Here is an 18098-nt window from a genome sequence, read left to right on the forward strand (position 1 = left end):
TTGCGCGGAGCTGATGATTGGGATCCGTGCACAACTTTCAGGTTGTAGCGGTCATGTCGTCTTCGGCTGACAGAACGAGCGCGCCTTGTCGGTCCACGCGCCGAAGCCGCTGGAGACGAGATGCGCGACGATGTGACAGACGTAGCGCTTCTGCGCGGGCTGATTGTTGGGGCCTGCGTTGTAGCGCGCGACCGCCATGGTCCAGCTGCCCTCGCGCTGCTTCAGCTCTTTCAGGAAGCGCGCGGCGTATTCAACGTTCTTCGCGGGATCGAACATCGCGCGCACCGACGTGAACTTGTCGCCGTGATAATAATGGTTGATCTGCATGCAGCCGAGGTCGATCAGCTTGATGCCCTTGCTGCGCATCGTCTCGAAGTTCGCGATCGCGTCGTTCATGTCCTTGGCGAACACGGTCTGGCCGTCGGCGCCGAGCGCGTAAGGGTGGAGCGAACCGCGCCGTCCGGTCTCGGTGAGGCCGACCGCATAGAGAATGCCGAGCGGAATCCCATGCTGCTGGGACGCGCGCGCCATCTCGCGCTCGCAAGGGCGCGCGTTGTCGGTCGCCGCTGCCGCGGCGCCCGCGCTACAGATAAACAGGGCCGCGGCGAGTATGCGGCCCCACGTCCTGGTCATGACGCGTCTCCTCGTTGGACTGGCGCTCCTGCCGGGCCTGCTTCGCACCGCTGTCCGATTGCCCGGACGACGTGCCGGCGCCGCCGAACGTGCCTTGCGACTGCGACGATGGCTGTTGCTGGCCGGAGAGCTGCGGCTGCGGCTGGCCGGAGCCGCTCTGGAATCCGTCCAGCGAGCCGTGCTGCACGGGCGCGACGTCGGCGACATAGCCCGCCGACTGCATGAGATCGCGGATCGAGTCGCGCTGCTGATCCAGCATCAGGCTGGTGTCCTTGCGCGCGGCCGCGAGGTGAACTGAAACCTCCGAGCCGACGAGGCGAAGGCGTACCGTGACGTTGCCGAGCGCCGGCGGTTCGAGATTGATCGTCAGGATCTTGAGCGGCTCAGGCGCATTGGTCTGCGACGTCGCGAGATCGGGGGCGGTGGACGCCGTCGGAGCCGGCGATTCCTTCAGCTCGGCGACGACTGCGTTGGCGACTTGCTGCGGGGCGCTGAACTGCGCCGGTGGCAGATGGGTCTCCTGCTGGACCACGGTAACCTTGGTCGCTTCGGGCAATGCGTCCCGCGCCGAGGCTTTGACGGCGCGCTCGACATTGGCCGTGACGGCCTCGAAGCCTTGCGTCGCGGGCATTGGCTTCGACGACACATCGCTGCCTTGTTGCGCGGCTGCCGCCGCCTGCGAAGGCGCGGCCTGCGAGCGCGTGCCCGTTGAAGCGGCAGCGGGCGGCGCGGGCTCGGCAGAGGTGACCTTCGCGGTGCCCTGGACCTCACGCTTCGTCGTGGCAGAGCGCTCGTCGCGCGCAGGCGCGTCCTTCTTGTCGCCCGCCGGCGATTGCAGCAGCGGCTTCACGGCCGGCACGGCGGCGAACTGCTGTTCGACGACCGCCGGAATGCTCGATCGGGCCGAAACATCGGTCTTCGCGCCGTGGTCGACCGGAGTTTGCGTCTCCGGCGATCTTTCAGTTTTCTCGTCGGACGATTTGCGAATGGGTTCGGACTCGTCGTCGGCCTCGGTGCGTTCGCGCGCCGTCTTGTCCTTGTCGGCCGGGCGCGCGAGGTGCGTGCGCAACGATCCGGCCTTCGCGCTCGTGTTGCCGCCCTCGTCGTTGAGCGCCCGCTTCGCGAGATTCGAGACGGTGTGCAGCAGATCGTTGAACGACGAATCTGCCGGCGATTTCGTTCCGGCGGATTTTCCCGAGCGCGATGCGCCGCGCACGTTGAGGCTTTCGGCGAGACCCGAAAAGACCTGTCCGGAGGTTCCACTGAGCTTCGTCATGGGCGATCCCTGGTAAGGCGTTCGAGTTCGCCGAGCTGCTTCCGCGCGCGTGCAAGCGTCTCGGTCGACGCGGCGAGATCGAGACGCGCCGGCGTGACCGGAGGCTTGTCGGCGGCGGCGGTGGATCCGCCCGCGAACGGCTTGCGGACATCGAGTGCGAGCTGCAACGTCGCATTTAGCAACGGAACGTCGCGCTCGGGCAACTTCGAGCGGTCGAGGGCCTTCAACTCGGCCACACCGCCGTCATACTCGTCAGTGAGCGCCCGCGAGACGCCGCGGAAGAAATGCGCGCGCTCGCGATCCTCCGACGCGTCGGCGCTAAGCGTCAGCGCACGCTCGCCTGCAAGCCGGGTCACCGCCAGCCGTCCATGCACCATCGCGGTGCGCGCGATCACGAGATAAAGCTTGAGGCGGCTCGCGCGGTCGATCTGCTCCAGCAGAGTGACGATCCGCGCAAAGCGGCGCTCGTCGAGAGCAATGCTCGATTGCGTCAGGCCGGAGGCGAAGCGCTGCCAGAAGTCCCCGGCATAGACCGAGTTGCGGTAATGGCGGATATAGGCGAGCGTCAGGAACTCGAACTTGTCGAAATCCTCGGCCTGCCCGACCAGCAGGATCTCGCGCCGCAGTGCCGCCTCCTCCACCAGCGTGCCCGGCAACAGCAGCCGCGCGTCGTCCAGGCGCTCGATCGCGAGCGATGCCTCGGCGCGCGCGAACAGCGCGCCCTGGACCAGCGCGACCTGTCCGCCCAGGCCTGTTGGCAGCGTGCGCGGCTTGACGTCCTTGAGCAGTTCGCGCGCTTCGTCCTGGCGGCCTTCGACATAGGCCAGCGCACCATTGAACAGCCGCTCGTCGACGTTCAGCTTGTCGCGCGGCAGCTTTCGGACGACCTGCGGCCCGCCGCCGCTGAGCAAGTAGATGATGACGGCCTGGCCGTTCTGCGCGTTGCCCCACACGCCCGGATCGGCGGCGAGGAACTTTTCGCCGACCTGCCGGGTCAGCGCGATGTGGCTGCCATGCGCAGCGGTGTCGCCACGGGCAATGCCATCCTGCACCGTCTGCAAGGTGCGCACGAGCTCATAGGGCTCGCCCGAGGTTGATGCCGGGGACGGTGCCGGATCGGCAAACGCGCACACCGTCGTGAACGGCAGCAGCAGCAGCGCGGCGCGCAGGAGCGGCCTGATCAAGGGCGCTTCTCCCGGATCAGGATCTCGATCCGGCGGTTCTGAGCGGCAGCAGGATCATTCGTGAGTTTCGGCCGCCGATCGGCGTAGCCTTCGACATGCTCGATCCGCTGCGCATCGACACCGGACCGGACCAGCATGTAGTAAGCCATCTGCGCGCGCGCGGTCGACAGCCGCCAATTGTCGTAATTCTCGGACTTGTACGGCCGATTGTCGGTGTGGCCGCGGACGATGATCATGCCCTGGCGCTTCGTCAGTAGCGGCCCGATCTTGTCGATCACGCGGATCAGCTCAGGCCGCGGCTCGGCCGAGCCGACCGCGAACATCCCGAAGCTCGCATCGTCGGTCAGGCTGATCAGAAGGCCTTCCTCGACCTGGCGCACCTCGGCCACCGGGCCCGCACCGGCCTTGATGTCCGATAGTGCATCCGCGATCGCGGACTGTAGTTGCTTGACGGTCGGCTGCTGGGTCTGTGCCGCATCGCGCGATTCGGAATTCTTCGCTTGATCGCCGGGGCGTGGCTGCGCGGCGGCATTGGCTTGAGCGCCAGCCTGGGCGCCCGGTTGCGGCGCATTTGCCTGGGCACTGCCATCGCGTTGAGCCTGCGAAGGCGCAGGCCCCGGCGGCAGCAGGGGCGACAGGCTTGCAGACGACGCGTCCGCGTTCGGCGCCACGCTTCCGCCGGCATCGTCCTGCTTGGCACGTTGCGCCTGCGGCTCGCCCTGACCTGTCCCGGACGCGTTGTCGCGCGCGGACGCGTTCGGCTTTGGCTCGCTGTCGACGAAGTGATCCGCATCCTTGGACGTCTGCGGCGTCAACTTCCAATAGCCGGGATCGAAGGGATCGCGGTAGGCATCGCCGCCCTTGAGGCCGTCCTCTTCGGCGGAGGTCAGCGCGCCGGCACGGCGCTGGCCCGAGGCCTGGTTCGCGCTGTTGGCGATCTCGGCAAGCGTCGCATAGGGATCGCGGAACAGAACCTTCTCTTCGAAGGAGGCAGGCTTCTCCGCCGTCGGCGAGTCTCCGCGACGTTCTTCGTTCGGCCCGGCCGGCTGACGCTTGCCGTCCTGGCCTTCGAACTGCGTCGGCTCCTTCTTGCTGAGATCCTTGAGGCCCTTCGGAGCGGGTGCGTTCTCCGCGAGCTTGATCGGGTTGAAATAGCTCGCGACCACCTGCTTCTGGTCCTGGTTGAGCGCATTGAGCAGCCACATGACCAGAAAGAACGCCATCATCGCGGTCATGAAGTCCGCATACGCGATCTTCCAGACGCCACCGTGATGCGCCTCCTCGGCGAAGGCGCTGCGCCTGCGGATGATCACCAGCTCGTGCTTGACTTCTTCCATGGCGGACTACCGGCGCGCCTCGTTCAGACGTTCGCTCCACGCCGCAATCTGCGTCTCGATCACGGTCTGGTCGGCGACAACACGGACCTCGAAAGTGTCGGCGGCTTCGTATTCAATCCCGGTTCGCCGGGCCGTCTGGAGCTGCGAGCGCACCAGATCGAGCAATTCGCCCGGGCCGGTGATCTTGAACACCGGCACCGGCGAATTGCCGGTCAGCGCTGCGATCTGCTCGACCAGCGATCCGATCGCCTTGTCACGGACGGCGTCGGCGAGGAAAGGCAGCAATATCCGCGCAACCGAGCTTGCGATGTTGGTTTCGATCTCGCGGCAGGCCGTCTCGAAGCCGCCCACGATCGTGGCCGCCTGCTGGTCGGACCATTTGGCCCGCTCCTCGCCGAGCCGGATCGCGCTGCGAACGCGCTCCTCGGCGACCCTGGCATCGCCTTCCGCGACACCGGCGGCGTGACCGCGACGATAGGCATCTTCGAGAAGATTGGCCGACGGAGCTTCCGCCTCGGGCGCCGGAAGCGGCGATTGAAGCTGCGGCTGCGATTGGACCTGACGCGGCGGCTGAGGCTGAGGCTCGCGCCGCACCTCCATCGGCCTTGTCAGCACATCCTGGATCTTGGGGGGCGGAGGCGGCGGCGGAGACTTGGCCCGCCCATTCGCGTCGAACTGCGTCAGGAGTTTTCCGATAGCCGCGTTCATGCTGCCTCCTCGCGTCGCATCCAGTCTTTAAGGATTGCTGCCGCCTGCATCTGATCGAGCCGGACGATCTGCTCCAGCCGCTTCTGCGGCGTCCGCTGCATCTTGCCTTCGAGATCCTCGACGAGGTTGAGCTCGGGGTCCTGACTGTCGGCCAGTGCAAGGGCCGTTGCAGCCTCGAGCTCGGCGGCCTCGGCCGCCTCGGTCTGCTCCTGCGCTGCGCGATGCGTCAGAATGCCGTTGACCGCGGGGCGAAGGCCGAACCAGACCAGCATCGAGGCAACGGCCAGGATGGTGACCGCATTGATGACGCTGCCGAGCTGCTTGTTGATCATCTCGACGAAGCTGATCGGCGGCACCGGCGCCAGTTCGCGCGAGCCTTCGATGAAGTCGACGGCCGTGACCTGGATCTGGTCGCCGCGCTGCTTGTCCAGTCCGCCTGCCGTCGCCGCGAGCTGGCTGATCTCGGCGAGCTTGCTGTCGACGATCGCCTGGTTGCTCTTGTCGCCGAGATCGGCGACGAGCCGCGCGCGATTGACCAGCACGGCGATGAAGAGTTTCTTGACCAAATAGCCGTCGCTCACCGTCGTCGTTGTCTTGGACGATACCTCGAAATTGGTGACGTCCTCGCGGCGGGTCTTGTCCTCGCTGGAATTCTTCGTGCCGCCGCTATTCACCTGCTGGTCCGGCAGGTTCTGCTGCACCGTGGTCGGCGTCGAACGGTCCGCATTCTGCGACGATTCCTTCTCGCGCACGTTCCGGACCGAACGCTCGGCGCGGCTCTCCGGGTCGTAGACCGTCTCGTTGGTCTGCCGCTTGTCGGTGGAGAGCTGCGGCGCGACGCTCACCTCGAAATTGTCCAGACCGAGATATGGCGTCAACGCCTTGCGGATGTTCTCCTGCACCATCCCGCCGACCGTCTTCTGGAGGCTCGCCATCTTGGTCGGGGCCGCGCTGGCTTCGTCCTCTTCGGCGAGCAGCATCGAACCATCGGCATCCAGCACCGTCACCTTGTCGCGGCTCATGCCGGGAATGGCCGCCGCGACGAGGTGGCGGATCGACTGCGCCGTGCGCGCCTCGATCGCGCCGTCGGTGCGCAGTACGACCGACGCCGAAGGCGGCTGCTGCGTCGCCCGGAACGAGCCGCGCACCGGCATCACGATATGCACCCGCGCCGCCTTGACGCCCTTCATCAACTGCACGGTGCGCGCGATCTCGCCTTCCAGCGCCCGCAGCTTGGTCACTTCCTGCATGAACGAGGTCAGGCCGAGCGAGCCGATCTTGTCGAACAGCTCGTAGCCGGAATTGGCGCTGGTCGGCAGCCCCTTCTCGGCAAGCAGCATCCGCGCCTGCATGGTCTGGCTCGGGCGCACCGAGATGGCGTCGCCGGCCGTATTGACGTCGAATGTGATATTCTGCTCGCGCAGCGCGGCGCCGATGCGCGTCACGTCTTCGCGATTCAGGCCTGTATAGAGCGTTTCGAACTCAGGCCGGCTCAGATAATAGGCGCCGCCGACGACGGTGACGAGAACGGCAAAGCCGATCAGTCCCAAGGCCATCAGGCGTCGCGGCCCAAGCTCCAGCAGATTGTTGAGCAGTTGCTGTACCTGCGCACGACTGAGCAGCATGTGACCTCGTACCAATGCGAACGTATGGGACACTCCGCTGCCAACCTTGTCTGAAGGTTGCGCGAGGAGGCGAATGTGTCGGTTCGCGGGCGAGGCGTTGCAATTTTACAAGGGTCCTGGACGACGCGATCAACTCAGCAGCAACAAGCGGGCGCACGGGCGCATGGCAGCGCAATCGGCTGCGGCGTGTTGCATGACGTCTGGCGTCGGAAGAACTTCCATTACGGGCACATCTTGTGCCGCCACACCCGCCGGTCATGGCAGGGACCGTGCTCCCGGGGGGAGCACGGTTGTTTCCAAAGCCGAAGCTTACTTGAACAGCGACAGGATGCTCTGGCTGTTCTGGTTGGCAATCGAGAGCGCCTGAACGCCGAGCTGCTGCTGAGTCTGAAGGGCCTGAAGGCGGGTCGATTCAGCATTCATGTCGGCGTCGACGAGTTGACCGACACCGCGATCCACCGAGTCCATCAGGGTCTTGACGAACTCCGTGTTGGTCGAGATGCGGTTCTTGACGGCGCCGAGGTCGGCGGCGGCCGAGGACACCGAGTTGATCGCAGTGGTGAGCTGCGTGATGTACCCATCGAGCGTGGTCTGGTCAGCCGTCGAGTCGGTCAGCGCGGAGATGTTGATCGTGTTGACCGACGCCGGGCCGCTCACCTTGTCCAGGATACCGGTCTGGGTCGCGGTATAGAGCGAGTAGTTGGCGATCGTCAGGGTGATGGACCCGATCGTCGGCGTGCCGCCCACGCGCGAGAACGACGACACCAGGTTGAAGGTCGCCGGGGTGGCGGCGGTCGTGCTCAGCCAGTTCACGCCGTTGAAGGTTGCCGCATCGGCGGTACCCTTCATCTGCTGCTGGATCTGGGTGATGTCGGCCTGGATCTTGGTGCGGTCGATACCAGCGGTCTTGGCTTCGACCAGCAGCGCCTGCAGCTTGGTCAGGCCGCCGGTCTTGTCGCCGACAACCGCGGTCAGAGCGGTGTATTCGGTGTCGACGGTCGCAGCCGACAGACCGAGCGAGTCGGAGACGGCGGAGAGCGCGGCGTTGTCGGCGCGCATCGACGTCGCGATCGACCAGTAGGCGGCGTTGTCGGAAGCAGTGGCCACGCGCTGGCCGGTCGAGATCCGGTTCTGCGTGGTCGCGAGCTGCGAGCTGACGCTCCGGAGGGTCTGGAGCGCGGTCATTGCAGCGGAGTTGGTAAGCAGGCTCGAGGCCATTCTTGACGTCCCTTTGAAACGGATTGAATTGATTTTGGGGACATACCGGGCTTGCACCGGTACGGCGGGGCGGCATCATGCCTTTGGGCGGCCGAAGAGCGGGCCCAACCTGTCGTAGCGGCGACGATAGCGCGCGAAGTTTGTGCGAGGCTTGTGGCGACGTGGCTGGACCGCAACACGTGAGCCAGGAGGTCACGACGCGTGACGAGCGTACGCCAAATGAAAAGGCCGCGCTTCGCGAGAAGCGCGGCCTTCCCGGATGGTTTTGAGGCTTAGCCGCGGAACAGCGACAGGATGCTCTGGCTGTTCTGGTTGGCGATCGAGAGCGCCTGAACGCCGAGCTGCTGCTGGGTCTGCAAGGCCTGAAGGCGGGTCGATTCCGCATTCATGTCGGCATCGACGAGTTGACCGACACCGCGATCCACCGAGTCCATCAGGGTCTTGACGAACTCCGTGTTGGTCGAGATGCGGTTCTTGACGGCGCCGAGATCGGCAGCGGCCGAGGCCACCGAGTTGATCCCGGCCGTGACCTGCGCAATGTAGCCATCGAGCGTGGTCATGTCAGCCGTCGAGTCGGTCAGCGCCGCGATGCTGATCGTGTCGATCGATGCAGCGCCGCTCACCTTGTCCAGGATGCCGCCCTGGGTCGCGGTATAGAGCGAGTAGTTGGCGATCGTCAGGGTGATGGACCCGATCGTCGGCGTGCCGCCGACGCGCGAGAACGACGACACCAGGTTGAAGGTCGCCGGCGTGGTCGCGGTCGTGCTCAGCCAGTTCACGCCGTTGAAGGTCGCCGCATTGGCGGTACCCTTCATCTGCTGCTGGATCTGGGTGATGTCGGCCTGGATCTTGGTGCGGTCGATACCAGCAGTCTTGGCTTCGACCAGCAGCGCCTGCAGCTTGGTCAGGCCGCCGGTCTTGTCGCCGACAACCGCGGTCAGAGCGGTGTATTCGGTGTCGACGGTCGCAGCCGACAGACCGAGCGAGTCGGAGACGGCGGAGAGCGCGGCGTTGTCGGCGCGCATCGACGTCGCGATCGACCAGTAGGCGGCGTTGTCGGAAGCAGTGGCCACGCGCTGGCCGGTCGAGATCCGGTTCTGCGTGGTCGCGAGCTGCGAGCTGACATTGCGGAGGGTCTGCAGCGCAGTCATTGCAGACGAGTTGGTGAGCAGACTTGAACCCATTTTTGATGTCCCTTTGAAGATTGAACTGTTTTTGGGGACATACCGGGCTTGCACCGGTACGACAGGGCGGCGTCATGCCTTTGGGCGGCGAAAAAGCAGGCCCAACCTGTCGTAGCGGCGACGATAGCGCGCGAAGCTTGTGCGAGGCTTGTGGCTCTGTGCCCGGACTGCAACAGGGCAGCCGAATTTGCGGCGTGCGCGCGGCAACACACCAAACGAAAGGGCCGCGCTTCGCGAGAAGCGCGGCCCTCCCCAGATGGTCTAAGGCTTAGCGGAACAGCGACAGGATGCTCTGGCTGCTGTTGTTGGCGATCGAGAGCGCCTGCACGCCGAGCTGCTGCTGGACCTGGAGGGCCGCCAGGCGGGTGGACTCCTGGTTCATGTCGGCGTCGACGAGCTGGCCGATACCGCGATCAACCGAGTCCATCAGCGACTTCACGAAGTCCGTGTTGGTCGAGATACGGGTCTTGACGGCGCCGAGGTCGGCGGCGGCCGAGGCCACCGAGTTGATCCCGGCCGTGACCTGCGCGATGTAGCCATCGAGCGTGGTCTGGTCAGCCGCGGAGTCGGTCAGCGCCGCGATGCTGAGCGTGTCGATCGACGCCGCGCCGCTCACCTTGTCCAGGAAGCCGCCCTGGGTCGCGGTGTAGAGCGAGTAGTTGGCGGTGGTCAGGGTGATCGAGCCCGTGGTCGGCGTGCTGCCGACGCGGGAGAACGACGACACCAGGTTCACGGTCGCCGGGGTAGTGGCGGTCGTGCTCAGCCAGTTCACGCCGTTGAAGGTCGCCGCATTGGCTGTCGCCTTCATCTGCTGCTGGATCTGGGTGACGTCCGCCTGGATCTTGGTGCGGTCGATACCAGCGGTCTTGGCTTCGACCAGCAGCGCCTGCAGCTTGGTCAGGCCGGAGTCCTTGTTGCCGATAACCGTGGTCAGAGCGGTATATTCGGTGTCGACCGTCGCAGCCGACAGACCGAGCGAGTCGGAGACGGCGGAGAGCGCGGCGTTGTCGGCGCGCATCGACGTTGCGATCGACCAGTAGGCGGCGTTGTCGGAAGCGGTGGCCACGCGCTGGCCGGTCGAGATCCGGTTCTGCGTGGTGGAGAGTTGCGAGCTGACAGACCGCAGGGTCTGGAGCGCGGTCATGGCGGTCGAGTTCGTAAGCAGGCTTGACATTGCGAATGTCCCTTTGATGTACGCGTTACATTTTCACGAGGGGACATACCGGGCTTTCACCGGTACGGAGGGGCGGCATCATGCCTTTGGACTGATGTGGGTGGGGTCCAACCCGCCGTGCCGCATTGCTAGCACGTCGAATCTTGCGCCGAGATTAAGATCGGCTTGAATTTCGCTGTAATATCATATAGTTAACATTACCCTCTGCTAACCATAGACCGGCACTTTTCGCTAACCATAACCGGCCGGCGATCGCGGTCGCTACGAGAACGACCGCACCAGTCCGGAGGCCAGCAGGTTCCAGCCGTCGATCAACACGAAGAACAGCATTTTGAACGGCAGCGCGATGATCGTCGGCGGCATCATCATCATGCCCATCGACATGGTAAGCGTCGCCACGATCATGTCGATGACCAGGAACGGCAGGATGATGAGGAATCCGATCTCGAACGAACGCCTGAGCTCGGAGATCATGAAGGCCGGAATGATGACGCGCATGTCGATGCGCTTGTCGTCGAACTTCTTGCGGAAGCTCTCCGCGGCGAGTGCCTCGAAGGTCTGGAGATCCTTGTCGCGGACATGGGCCAGCATGAACTCGCGGAACGGATCGGTGATCTTCAGATAAGCTTCTTCCTCCGAGATCTCGTTCTTCATCAGCGGCTGGACGCCGGTTTCCCAGGCGCGGTCGAAGGTCGGCGCCATCACGTAGAAGGTCATGAACAGCGCGAGGCTGATCAGCACCAGATTGGCCGGCGTGGTCTGAAGGCCGAGACCGGAGCGCAGGAACGACAGCGCCACCGCAAATCGCGTGAAGCTCGTCACCATGATCAGCAGTCCCGGCGCCACCGACATCACCGTGATCACCGCCATCAGCTGGATGATGCGGCCGCTGGTGGAGCCGTTGCCCGGCGGCAGCAGCGAGTTGAGGTCCGGAATCTGGGCCAGCGCCACCTCGGGCAGCACGACCAGAACCAACGCGAGCAGCAGGACTCTCACTCTCACTGAATCACCAAGGTCTCAATGATCAATTCGCGGATCTTGCCCGACGAGCGGATATTGGCGCGCTCCGTCAGGTCGTCGCGCAGATGCTGAAGACCCCGCGATCCCTCGAACTGGCCAACCGATGCCGACCGCAGATAGGTCACGATGTCCTCGCTGATATGGGCGGCCAGGATGCCGGCATCCTCGTCGCTCATGCTCTCGGTCACCATGGAGGCTTCGACACGGGCCCAGTTGTTGGCCGGCGCGGCGAGATTGGTCACGATCGGGGACAGCTTTCTCAGCCGTGCACTGCCGGCGTAGCTCGTGGCAAGGGGCGGCGGCGTGGCGCTCTTCTTCGCGTCGGCGGCGCGCTCCGCGGCCGCGAACAGCTGCAGGCCGGCAACCGCGCCCGCACCGATCGCGATCAGGGTCAGCACCACAATGGCCGCAATCAGGCGCATCACGTCCCCTGCCCTCGCGGCGCGGCGCGGTCGGCGCGATTCTCAGAATGGTGCCACGGCGTCATAGATCCGATGTCCCCATCCAGGCTGCTGCACGTCAGACAGATTTCCGCGACCGCCATAAGCCACGCGTGCCTCAGCGATCTTCTCGTAGGAGATCGTGTTGGTGCGCGAGATATCGCGCGGACGCACGATGCCGCCGACGTTGAGCACGCGCATCTCGGTATTGACCTTGAACTCCTGCGAGCCGCTGATCATCATATTGCCGTTGGGCAACACGTCGGTGACGATGGCGGCAATCGACAGCTTGATGTCTTCGGTACGATCGATCTGACCGTTCCCCTTGATCTGGGTGTTGGTGTTCAGATTGGCGCTGGTCGAGCCCTTGTCCTGCCATCCGGCGACGTCCATCAGCCAATCCAGCCCGAACTTGATTTGCGAATCGCGCGAACGATCGGTCTTGTTGTCGAGCTTGGCCTTGTCCTGCATCGAGATGATGACGGTCACGACGTCGCCGGTGCGCCGGGCACGGGGATCGCGATAGAGATCCGTGCCGTCGTCCCAGGTCGAGCGATAGCTGACGGGCGTACGCATGCGGGGCGTCACCGGAATCGGATCGGCCTGTGTCCTCAGGCCGGTGCCGACCGGCGACAGTCGCGGACCGGTCAGCACTTCCGCGGGATCGCCGATGCACCCGGTCAGCATCAGGAGCGGCAGGATGAGGATCAGATTCTTCATCTATTTGGTCTTTCCGTCATCCACGCGACGCATTCCGCCGAGCAGATCGGCAAGGTGCGCCGCGCGTGCCGTCTCCATCTCGTTGAAGATCGCGCTCGAGCTCCTCGGACTGAGTTTTGCAAGCACGGCGGCGGCGGTCTCGTCCGCCATCCCGGCGATCTGGGTCGCCGCGGCATCCGGCTTCATGCGCGAATAGATCTCGACGACGCTGGCTTCGGCCTTCTTCAGGAAGTCGTCACGCAGCGCCATCCACTTCTCGTATTCGGCGCGCTTGGCCTCGACCTCGGCGATCCGCTCCCGGAGCTGGGTCTCGGCCTTCTCCAGCTCCCTGAGCTGCCAGGCCAGCCGCGCATCGACGGCGGGGTCGGCGACATTGCTGCAGAACAGGGCGACCTCATTGTCCGCAGGTACGGCAGCCTGTGCCGGTGCGGGCTTCGGCGGCGCCGTGACGCTGCCCGGCTTGGCCGGGCGCGCGGGCGCGACTGCGGGCGCTGGCGCGGGCTTCTCGGGAGCCGGCACGGCCCCCGTGATCGCAGGTCCGGAATCTTCGGCGGCCCACGCCGTCGCCCGGAACGACGCATTGTCGCCCGGTATCGACGAGGCCGCCGGATACGGCTTCTGCGGTCCGGGCGCGCGGGCACGCGCGAACGACAGCAGGTTGAGCGGCTTCGACGGCTTGGCCTCATCCAGCGCCAGAACGGGCGAAGCGCATCCGAGCGCGCAGGCCGCGACCAGGAGGAGGAGTTTGGCTTTGTGATCCAGCTTCAGCATCGGGCCGCGTGCGATTCTCGGTCGAGACCTGAGCATTGAGCGACCAAGCTTGCACGACGCTTGTGCATCATTGCACGATGACGTCGGCCTGGAGTGCGCCGGCCGTTTTGATCGCCTGGAGGATCGCGATGATGCCCGACGGCTTCAAGCCGATCTGGTTCAGCCCGCGCACCAGGCGCTGGAGGTCGACGCCGCTCAGGATCGCCACCTGCGATCCGGCCTCGTTGGCCTCGACCACCGTCTGGGGAACGACCACCGTCTGCCCTCGCGAGAACGGCGCCGGCTGCGACACCACGGGAAGCTCGGTGACACGAACCGTCAGGTTGCCATGCGTCACGGCGACGGTCGATATGCGCACGTCGCGCCCGATCACCACCGTACCGGTCCGCTCGTTGATCACCACTCGCGCCGGCGTGTCCGGCTCGACCGTCAACTCGCCGATTTCGGCGAGGAAGCGGACGGGGCCGATATGGCGCGGCTTCGACAGCACGATGGTGCGGTAGTCGCGCTCGAAGGCGATCTGCGCGCGGTAGCGGCCACCGGCGTAACCGTTGATGGCGTCGAGAATGCGTGTCGCGGTGACGAAATCAGGGTTCTTGAGCTCCAGCACCAGGAACTCCATCTCGTGGAGGCTTCCCTGCACCTCGCGCTCGACCAGCGCACCGTTCGGGATGCGGCCCGCCGTCGGCGTGCCCTGGCTGACGTTCTGTGCCTGCCCTCCCACACTGTAACCGGCGACCGTGACCGCGCCTTGCGCCACCGCATAGACCGCGCCGTCCGCCGCCCGCAGCGACGTCATCACCAGCGTGCCGCCGAGCAGCGAGGTCGCATCGCCGAGCGACGATACGGTCACGTCCATGCGCTCGCCCGCCCCGATCGAGGGCGCCAAATCCGCGGTCACCATGACGGCTGCGACGTTGCGTGTGCGCAGCGTCGTCGGACGCGGGGGATTGTTGGTGCTCGTGGTTTCGTTCCTGACGTTGATGCCCATGTTCTCGAGCATCGATTGCAGGGACTGCTCCGTGAACGGAGCGTTGCGGAGCGTGTCGCCGGTGCCGTTCAGGCCGATGACGAGGCCGTAACCGACGATCTGGTTTTCGCGCAATCCCTTGATGTCCGCGATGTCCTTGATGCGGACGGCCGCCTGGGCGCTGGCGGCGGAAACGAGCAGGATGAGCGCAAGCAGGAATCTGGTCATGATCCATCCACGACCTTGACGGTGCCGTCCGGCTGGACGACGCCTCTGATGATCACGCCGGTGTCGGTGTTTCGCACCGGGATGAGCGCGCCGGTCGCGCCCGACTGCATCGCCGCGCCGTAGGTGACGATCGACAGGCCGCTGTCTTCCACCACGACCTTGACCATGGCGCCGCGGGCAATCGTCCAGGGATCCTCCACCGAATTGGTCGGAATCGGCTGGCCCGGCAGCAGCGCGCGCCGTGCCATGCGTCCGACCAGGATCTGGCGTCCTTCGATGAACATGGCAACGCCGAGCACATTCGGCGCGAAGGCACGTTCCGTGATCATGTCGTCCCGGATCAGCTCGCCGGCGCGGATCGACACGGCCGGCACGGGAAGCCGCTTCTCCTCGGCCGCAGCGAGGCGCGCCGAGACGAGAACCAGCAGCACGGCGGCCAACCCGCGCACCATCAAGCCCACCCTGTTCGACATCGAGAACACCGGAACTAGCGCATGCCCTTCGAGACCGTCTGGGCCATTTCATCCGAGGCCTGGATGACCTTGGCGTTCATTTCGTAGGCGCGCTGCGCCGAGATCAACTCGGTGATTTCCTTGACCGGGTCGACGTTCGAGGCTTCGAGATATTGCTGGTTGAGCTTGCCGTATCCGGAATCGCCCGGCAGTCCGACGACCGGCGTGCCGGACGCCGTGGTCTCGCGATAGAGGTTGCTGCCGAGCGGCTCGAGGCCCGCTTCGTTGGCGAAATTGGCGAGGTTGAGCTGGCCGATCTGCCGCGGGTTCACTTCCGTATCCAGCTTGGCAAACACCTGTCCGGTCTGGTTGACGACGACCTGAACCGTTCCCTGCGGTATCGTGATTGCGGGATCCAGCAGATAGCCGTCGGTGGTGACGAGCTGGCCGTTGGCGTTGGGGCTGAACGAGCCGGCGCGGGTGTATTGCACCTCGTTGTTCGGGCCGAGCACCTGAAACCAGCCGCGGCCGTTGATCGCGAGGTCGTAGGGGTTGCCGGTCTGCGTGAGCGCGCCCTGGATGTGCAGCTTGCGGATGGCCGTCGACTTGACGCCGAGGCCGAGATTGGAGCCTTCCGGGATCGGCGAGGAGCCATTGACGTTCGCGACGCCCTGCATGCGGTCCATCTGGTAGAACAGATCGGTGAATTCCGCGCGCGCACGCTTGTACGACGTCGAATTGATGTTGGCGATGTTGTTCGCGATGACTTCGATGTTGGTCTGCTGGGCGTTCATGCCCGTGGCCGCAATGGCGAGCGATTTCACAGCTTCATTCCCTCAGATCAAATCGACATCCGGACGACTTCTTGGTAGGCCTGCACGACCTTGTCGCGAACCGCGACCGCGGTCTGCAAGGCCTGCTCGGCCGACATCAGCGCCTCCACGACCTTCCGGGTCGATTCCTTGCCCTGCATCGCCGAGATCGACGCCGCTTCGCCCGCCTTCAGCGTCCCGATCGCGTCCGTCGTCACCTGCTTCATCACCGATTCGAATCCGACATCGTCGGTGGACTGAATGGCGGTCGGTGCCGCCGGCGCGATGGCCTGCGTCTCGGTCGCGCGGCTCGCCGCTTGCCCGGCGGAAATCGCGGTGGATGAAATTGCCTCAAGCATTGTCAGCTCCTCAGCAGGTCGATGGTCATGCCCAGCATCGACCGCACCTGTTTCACGACCTGGAGATTGGCTTCATAGGATCGGTTGACTTCCCGCATGTCGGCCATCTCGATCATCATGTTGACGTTCGGCAGCTTGACGTAACCGGCCTTGTCGGCGGCGGGATGTCCCGGCTCGTACTCCACGCGGTACGGCGTGGTGTCGACCCCGATCTCCTTGACCTTCGCAAGCTGCGCGCCCGAGGCGCGGTCCATGGCGGCATCGAAGGTGATGGTCTTGCGCTGATACGGATCGGCGCCGGCCGTGCGCCCCGTCGAGGTCGCGTTGGCAAGGTTTTCCGAAACGATGCGCATGCGCGTCGACTGCGCTTCGAGCCCGGAGCTCGCGACTGTCAATGACGCTTGCAGTGAGTCCAGCATGTCAATTCACCTCAGCTCTTCGCGCTCGACAGCAGCATGCGGTGGAACGACCGCACGACCGCCGAGTTCATCGAGTAGTCGCGACTGACGTCGCTGCCCTTGATCATTTCCTGCTCGAGGCTGACGGAGTTGCCGGAGTGAACCACTTCCCAGCTGTCCTTCTTCGCGGTCTTCCGCGTATCGGTCTCGGCCGCGGACAATTGCATGTGCGAGGGCGACGTCGTCGCGAGCCTGACCGGCGTGGCGTCGAGCACCTTGTTGAAGGGCTCGACGTCGCGCGCCTTGAAGCCCGGCGTATTGGCGTTGGCGACGTTGGTCGCGATGGTCGACTGGCGGAGCTCGAGGTACCGCGCCTGCGACGATGCGAGTTCGAAGAGATAAAGCGGTCCCACGACGGCCCCATGCTGATTTCTTAAGATTAAGTTTAGGGCCGCAAGCTTTCGTCAGGCTGATGCAGCCGACGCTATGCTCGGAAATCTACTGAACCTTCTCGGTCCGCGGCGCCTGCTTGGACTGCAGGAAGTAGATGATCTCGGCGACCGGCCGGAAGAATTCCGCCGGAATCACCTGGTCGACCTGAACCGCCTCATAGAGCGCGCGCGCCAGCGCCTTGTTCTCGATCACCGGGATCCGGTTCTGCTCCGCGACTTCGCGGATCTTCAGCGCGATCACGTCCATGCCCTTGGCGACGACCATGGGCGCTGCATTTTCCTCGCGCTTGTAGCGCAGGGCGATCGCGAAGTGCGTCGGGTTCGCGATCACCAGCGTCGCGCGCGAGGCGGACGCGATCATGCGTTGGCGCGACCGGTCGCGCGCCAGCGAGCGCAGGCGCGCCTTGATCAGAGGATCGCCTTCCGCCTGCTTGTGTTCGTCCTTGATCTCCTGCTTGGTCATGCGCAGCTCGCGCCGCCAGTGGAAGCGCGCCCAGGCGAGATCGATCGCGACCAAGACGATGGTGGCGATGCAGATCGCCGAGACGATCCGCATCGCGATGTTGAGAATCATCTCCGGCAGCGCGACCGGATCCGTGTACATCGCCTCGAACGCCCTGGCTTCGGACGAGCGCAGCACGAACACGACGACGACCGTCACCGAGACGAGCTTGAACAGCGACTTGGCGAATTCGACGAGGCCCTGCGTTCCGAACAGCCGGCTCCAGCCGCTGATCGGGGAGATTCGCGACAGCTGCGGCTTGATGCGCTCCAGCACCAGGCGCGGCGCATTCTGCAGCAACGATGCGGCGAGGCCGAACACCGCCAGGGTGACGACCAGCGGCACCAGGAATCGCAACGCCTCGAGGCCCACCACCGTGAGCAGGTTGCGCGCGTCCGCGCCGTTGCTGAGAGGGAAGCCTTCGGGATCGTCGAGCAGGCTCTTCAGCGTCGGCGTCAATTGCTGTACGCCCTGGCCGATCAGGAACGCCTGGATCACCATCAGCGCGGCCATCGAGGCGAAGATAGAAGCCTCCCGAGAGACCGGGATTTTGCCCTGTTCGAGCGAATCGCGGACTTTCTTCTCGGTCGGCTCTTCTGTCTTGCTCTCCTGATCGGATGTTTCTGCCATGCCCG

General features: G+C 65.0%; 20 protein-coding genes. All 20 read right to left on the minus strand.

Annotation, left to right across the window (positions count from 1 at the left end; all coding sequences use genetic code 11):
- Positions 1 to 51: 51 nt before the first annotated feature.
- Entirely contained in the window at positions 52 to 633 is a 582-nt protein-coding gene (locus AB7245_RS36665) for a transglycosylase SLT domain-containing protein (RefSeq protein ID WP_085405304.1), read from the minus strand.
- Positions 584 to 1909 carry a flagellar hook-length control protein FliK gene (gene fliK, locus AB7245_RS36670; RefSeq protein WP_085405305.1) on the minus strand — a complete coding sequence of 442 codons (1326 nt, stop codon included), beginning with the start codon at positions 1907 to 1909 and terminating at the stop codon, positions 584 to 586. Before fliK ends, AB7245_RS36665 begins: the two co-directional genes overlap by 50 nt.
- On the minus strand, positions 1906 to 3093 hold the full coding sequence (locus tag AB7245_RS36675) for a chemotaxis protein (protein ID WP_085405306.1): 1188 nt from the start codon (positions 3091 to 3093) through the stop codon (positions 1906 to 1908). Before AB7245_RS36675 ends, fliK begins: the two co-directional genes overlap by 4 nt.
- On the minus strand, positions 3090 to 4430 hold the full coding sequence (locus AB7245_RS36680; RefSeq protein ID WP_085405307.1) for a MotB family protein: 1341 nt from the start codon (positions 4428 to 4430) through the stop codon (positions 3090 to 3092). The genes AB7245_RS36675 and AB7245_RS36680 overlap by 4 nt, the downstream gene beginning before the upstream one ends.
- A gap of 6 nt (positions 4431 to 4436) precedes the next feature.
- Entirely contained in the window at positions 4437 to 5138 is a 702-nt protein-coding gene (locus tag AB7245_RS36685) for a hypothetical protein (RefSeq protein ID WP_085405308.1), read from the minus strand.
- Entirely contained in the window at positions 5135 to 6763 is a 1629-nt protein-coding gene (gene fliF / locus AB7245_RS36690) for a flagellar basal-body MS-ring/collar protein FliF (protein ID WP_063981305.1), read from the minus strand. Before fliF ends, AB7245_RS36685 begins: the two co-directional genes overlap by 4 nt.
- Positions 6764 to 7072: 309 nt before the next feature.
- Entirely contained in the window at positions 7073 to 7981 is a 909-nt protein-coding gene (locus tag AB7245_RS36695; protein ID WP_063981304.1) for a flagellin N-terminal helical domain-containing protein, read from the minus strand.
- A 272-nt stretch (positions 7982 to 8253) separates the two neighbouring features.
- Complete coding sequence (locus AB7245_RS36700) at positions 8254 to 9165, minus strand: flagellin N-terminal helical domain-containing protein (RefSeq protein ID WP_063981303.1); 912 nt, start codon at positions 9163 to 9165, stop codon at positions 8254 to 8256.
- A 268-nt stretch (positions 9166 to 9433) separates the two neighbouring features.
- Positions 9434 to 10339 carry a flagellin N-terminal helical domain-containing protein gene (locus AB7245_RS36705; RefSeq protein ID WP_071909957.1) on the minus strand — a complete coding sequence of 302 codons (906 nt, stop codon included), beginning with the start codon at positions 10337 to 10339 and terminating at the stop codon, positions 9434 to 9436.
- A gap of 261 nt (positions 10340 to 10600) precedes the next feature.
- On the minus strand, positions 10601 to 11341 hold the full coding sequence (gene fliP, locus AB7245_RS36710; protein WP_071909955.1) for a flagellar type III secretion system pore protein FliP: 741 nt from the start codon (positions 11339 to 11341) through the stop codon (positions 10601 to 10603).
- On the minus strand, positions 11338 to 11781 hold the full coding sequence (locus AB7245_RS36715; RefSeq protein ID WP_085405330.1) for a flagellar basal body-associated FliL family protein: 444 nt from the start codon (positions 11779 to 11781) through the stop codon (positions 11338 to 11340). Before AB7245_RS36715 ends, fliP begins: the two co-directional genes overlap by 4 nt.
- Positions 11782 to 11823: 42 nt before the next feature.
- Entirely contained in the window at positions 11824 to 12519 is a 696-nt protein-coding gene (gene flgH / locus AB7245_RS36720; protein WP_028153467.1) for a flagellar basal body L-ring protein FlgH, read from the minus strand.
- Positions 12520 to 13290 carry a MotE family protein gene (locus AB7245_RS36725; RefSeq protein WP_063981300.1) on the minus strand — a complete coding sequence of 257 codons (771 nt, stop codon included), beginning with the start codon at positions 13288 to 13290 and terminating at the stop codon, positions 12520 to 12522. It abuts the gene before it with no gap.
- 67 nt (positions 13291 to 13357) lie between these two features.
- Positions 13358 to 14488: a flagellar basal body P-ring protein FlgI gene (flgI, locus tag AB7245_RS36730; RefSeq protein ID WP_063981299.1), complete on the minus strand. Its 1131-nt coding sequence runs from the start codon at positions 14486 to 14488 to the stop codon at positions 13358 to 13360.
- Entirely contained in the window at positions 14485 to 14940 is a 456-nt protein-coding gene (gene flgA, locus AB7245_RS36735) for a flagellar basal body P-ring formation chaperone FlgA (RefSeq protein WP_063986113.1), read from the minus strand. The genes flgI and flgA overlap by 4 nt, the downstream gene beginning before the upstream one ends.
- Before the next feature lie 35 nt (positions 14941 to 14975).
- Positions 14976 to 15764, minus strand: a complete 789-nt coding sequence (gene flgG / locus AB7245_RS36740) for a flagellar basal-body rod protein FlgG (RefSeq protein ID WP_085405310.1) — start codon at positions 15762 to 15764, stop codon at positions 14976 to 14978.
- 17 nt (positions 15765 to 15781) lie between these two features.
- Positions 15782 to 16111 carry a flagellar hook-basal body complex protein FliE gene (locus tag AB7245_RS36745; RefSeq protein WP_014492660.1) on the minus strand — a complete coding sequence of 110 codons (330 nt, stop codon included), beginning with the start codon at positions 16109 to 16111 and terminating at the stop codon, positions 15782 to 15784.
- Positions 16112 to 16113: 2 nt separating this feature from the next.
- Positions 16114 to 16530 carry a flagellar basal body rod protein FlgC gene (flgC, locus tag AB7245_RS36750; protein WP_014492659.1) on the minus strand — a complete coding sequence of 139 codons (417 nt, stop codon included), beginning with the start codon at positions 16528 to 16530 and terminating at the stop codon, positions 16114 to 16116.
- An 11-nt stretch (positions 16531 to 16541) separates the two neighbouring features.
- Complete coding sequence (gene flgB / locus AB7245_RS36755; RefSeq protein WP_014492658.1) at positions 16542 to 16922, minus strand: flagellar basal body rod protein FlgB; 381 nt, start codon at positions 16920 to 16922, stop codon at positions 16542 to 16544.
- Between the two features lie 85 nt (positions 16923 to 17007).
- Positions 17008 to 18093 carry a flagellar biosynthesis protein FlhB gene (gene flhB, locus AB7245_RS36760; RefSeq protein ID WP_039153365.1) on the minus strand — a complete coding sequence of 362 codons (1086 nt, stop codon included), beginning with the start codon at positions 18091 to 18093 and terminating at the stop codon, positions 17008 to 17010.
- Positions 18094 to 18098 lie beyond the last annotated feature (5 nt).

Origin of the sequence: Bradyrhizobium sp. 604_D8_N2_3, from assembly GCF_051810765.1 — a bacterium.
GTDB lineage: Bacteria > Pseudomonadota > Alphaproteobacteria > Rhizobiales > Xanthobacteraceae > Bradyrhizobium > Bradyrhizobium barranii.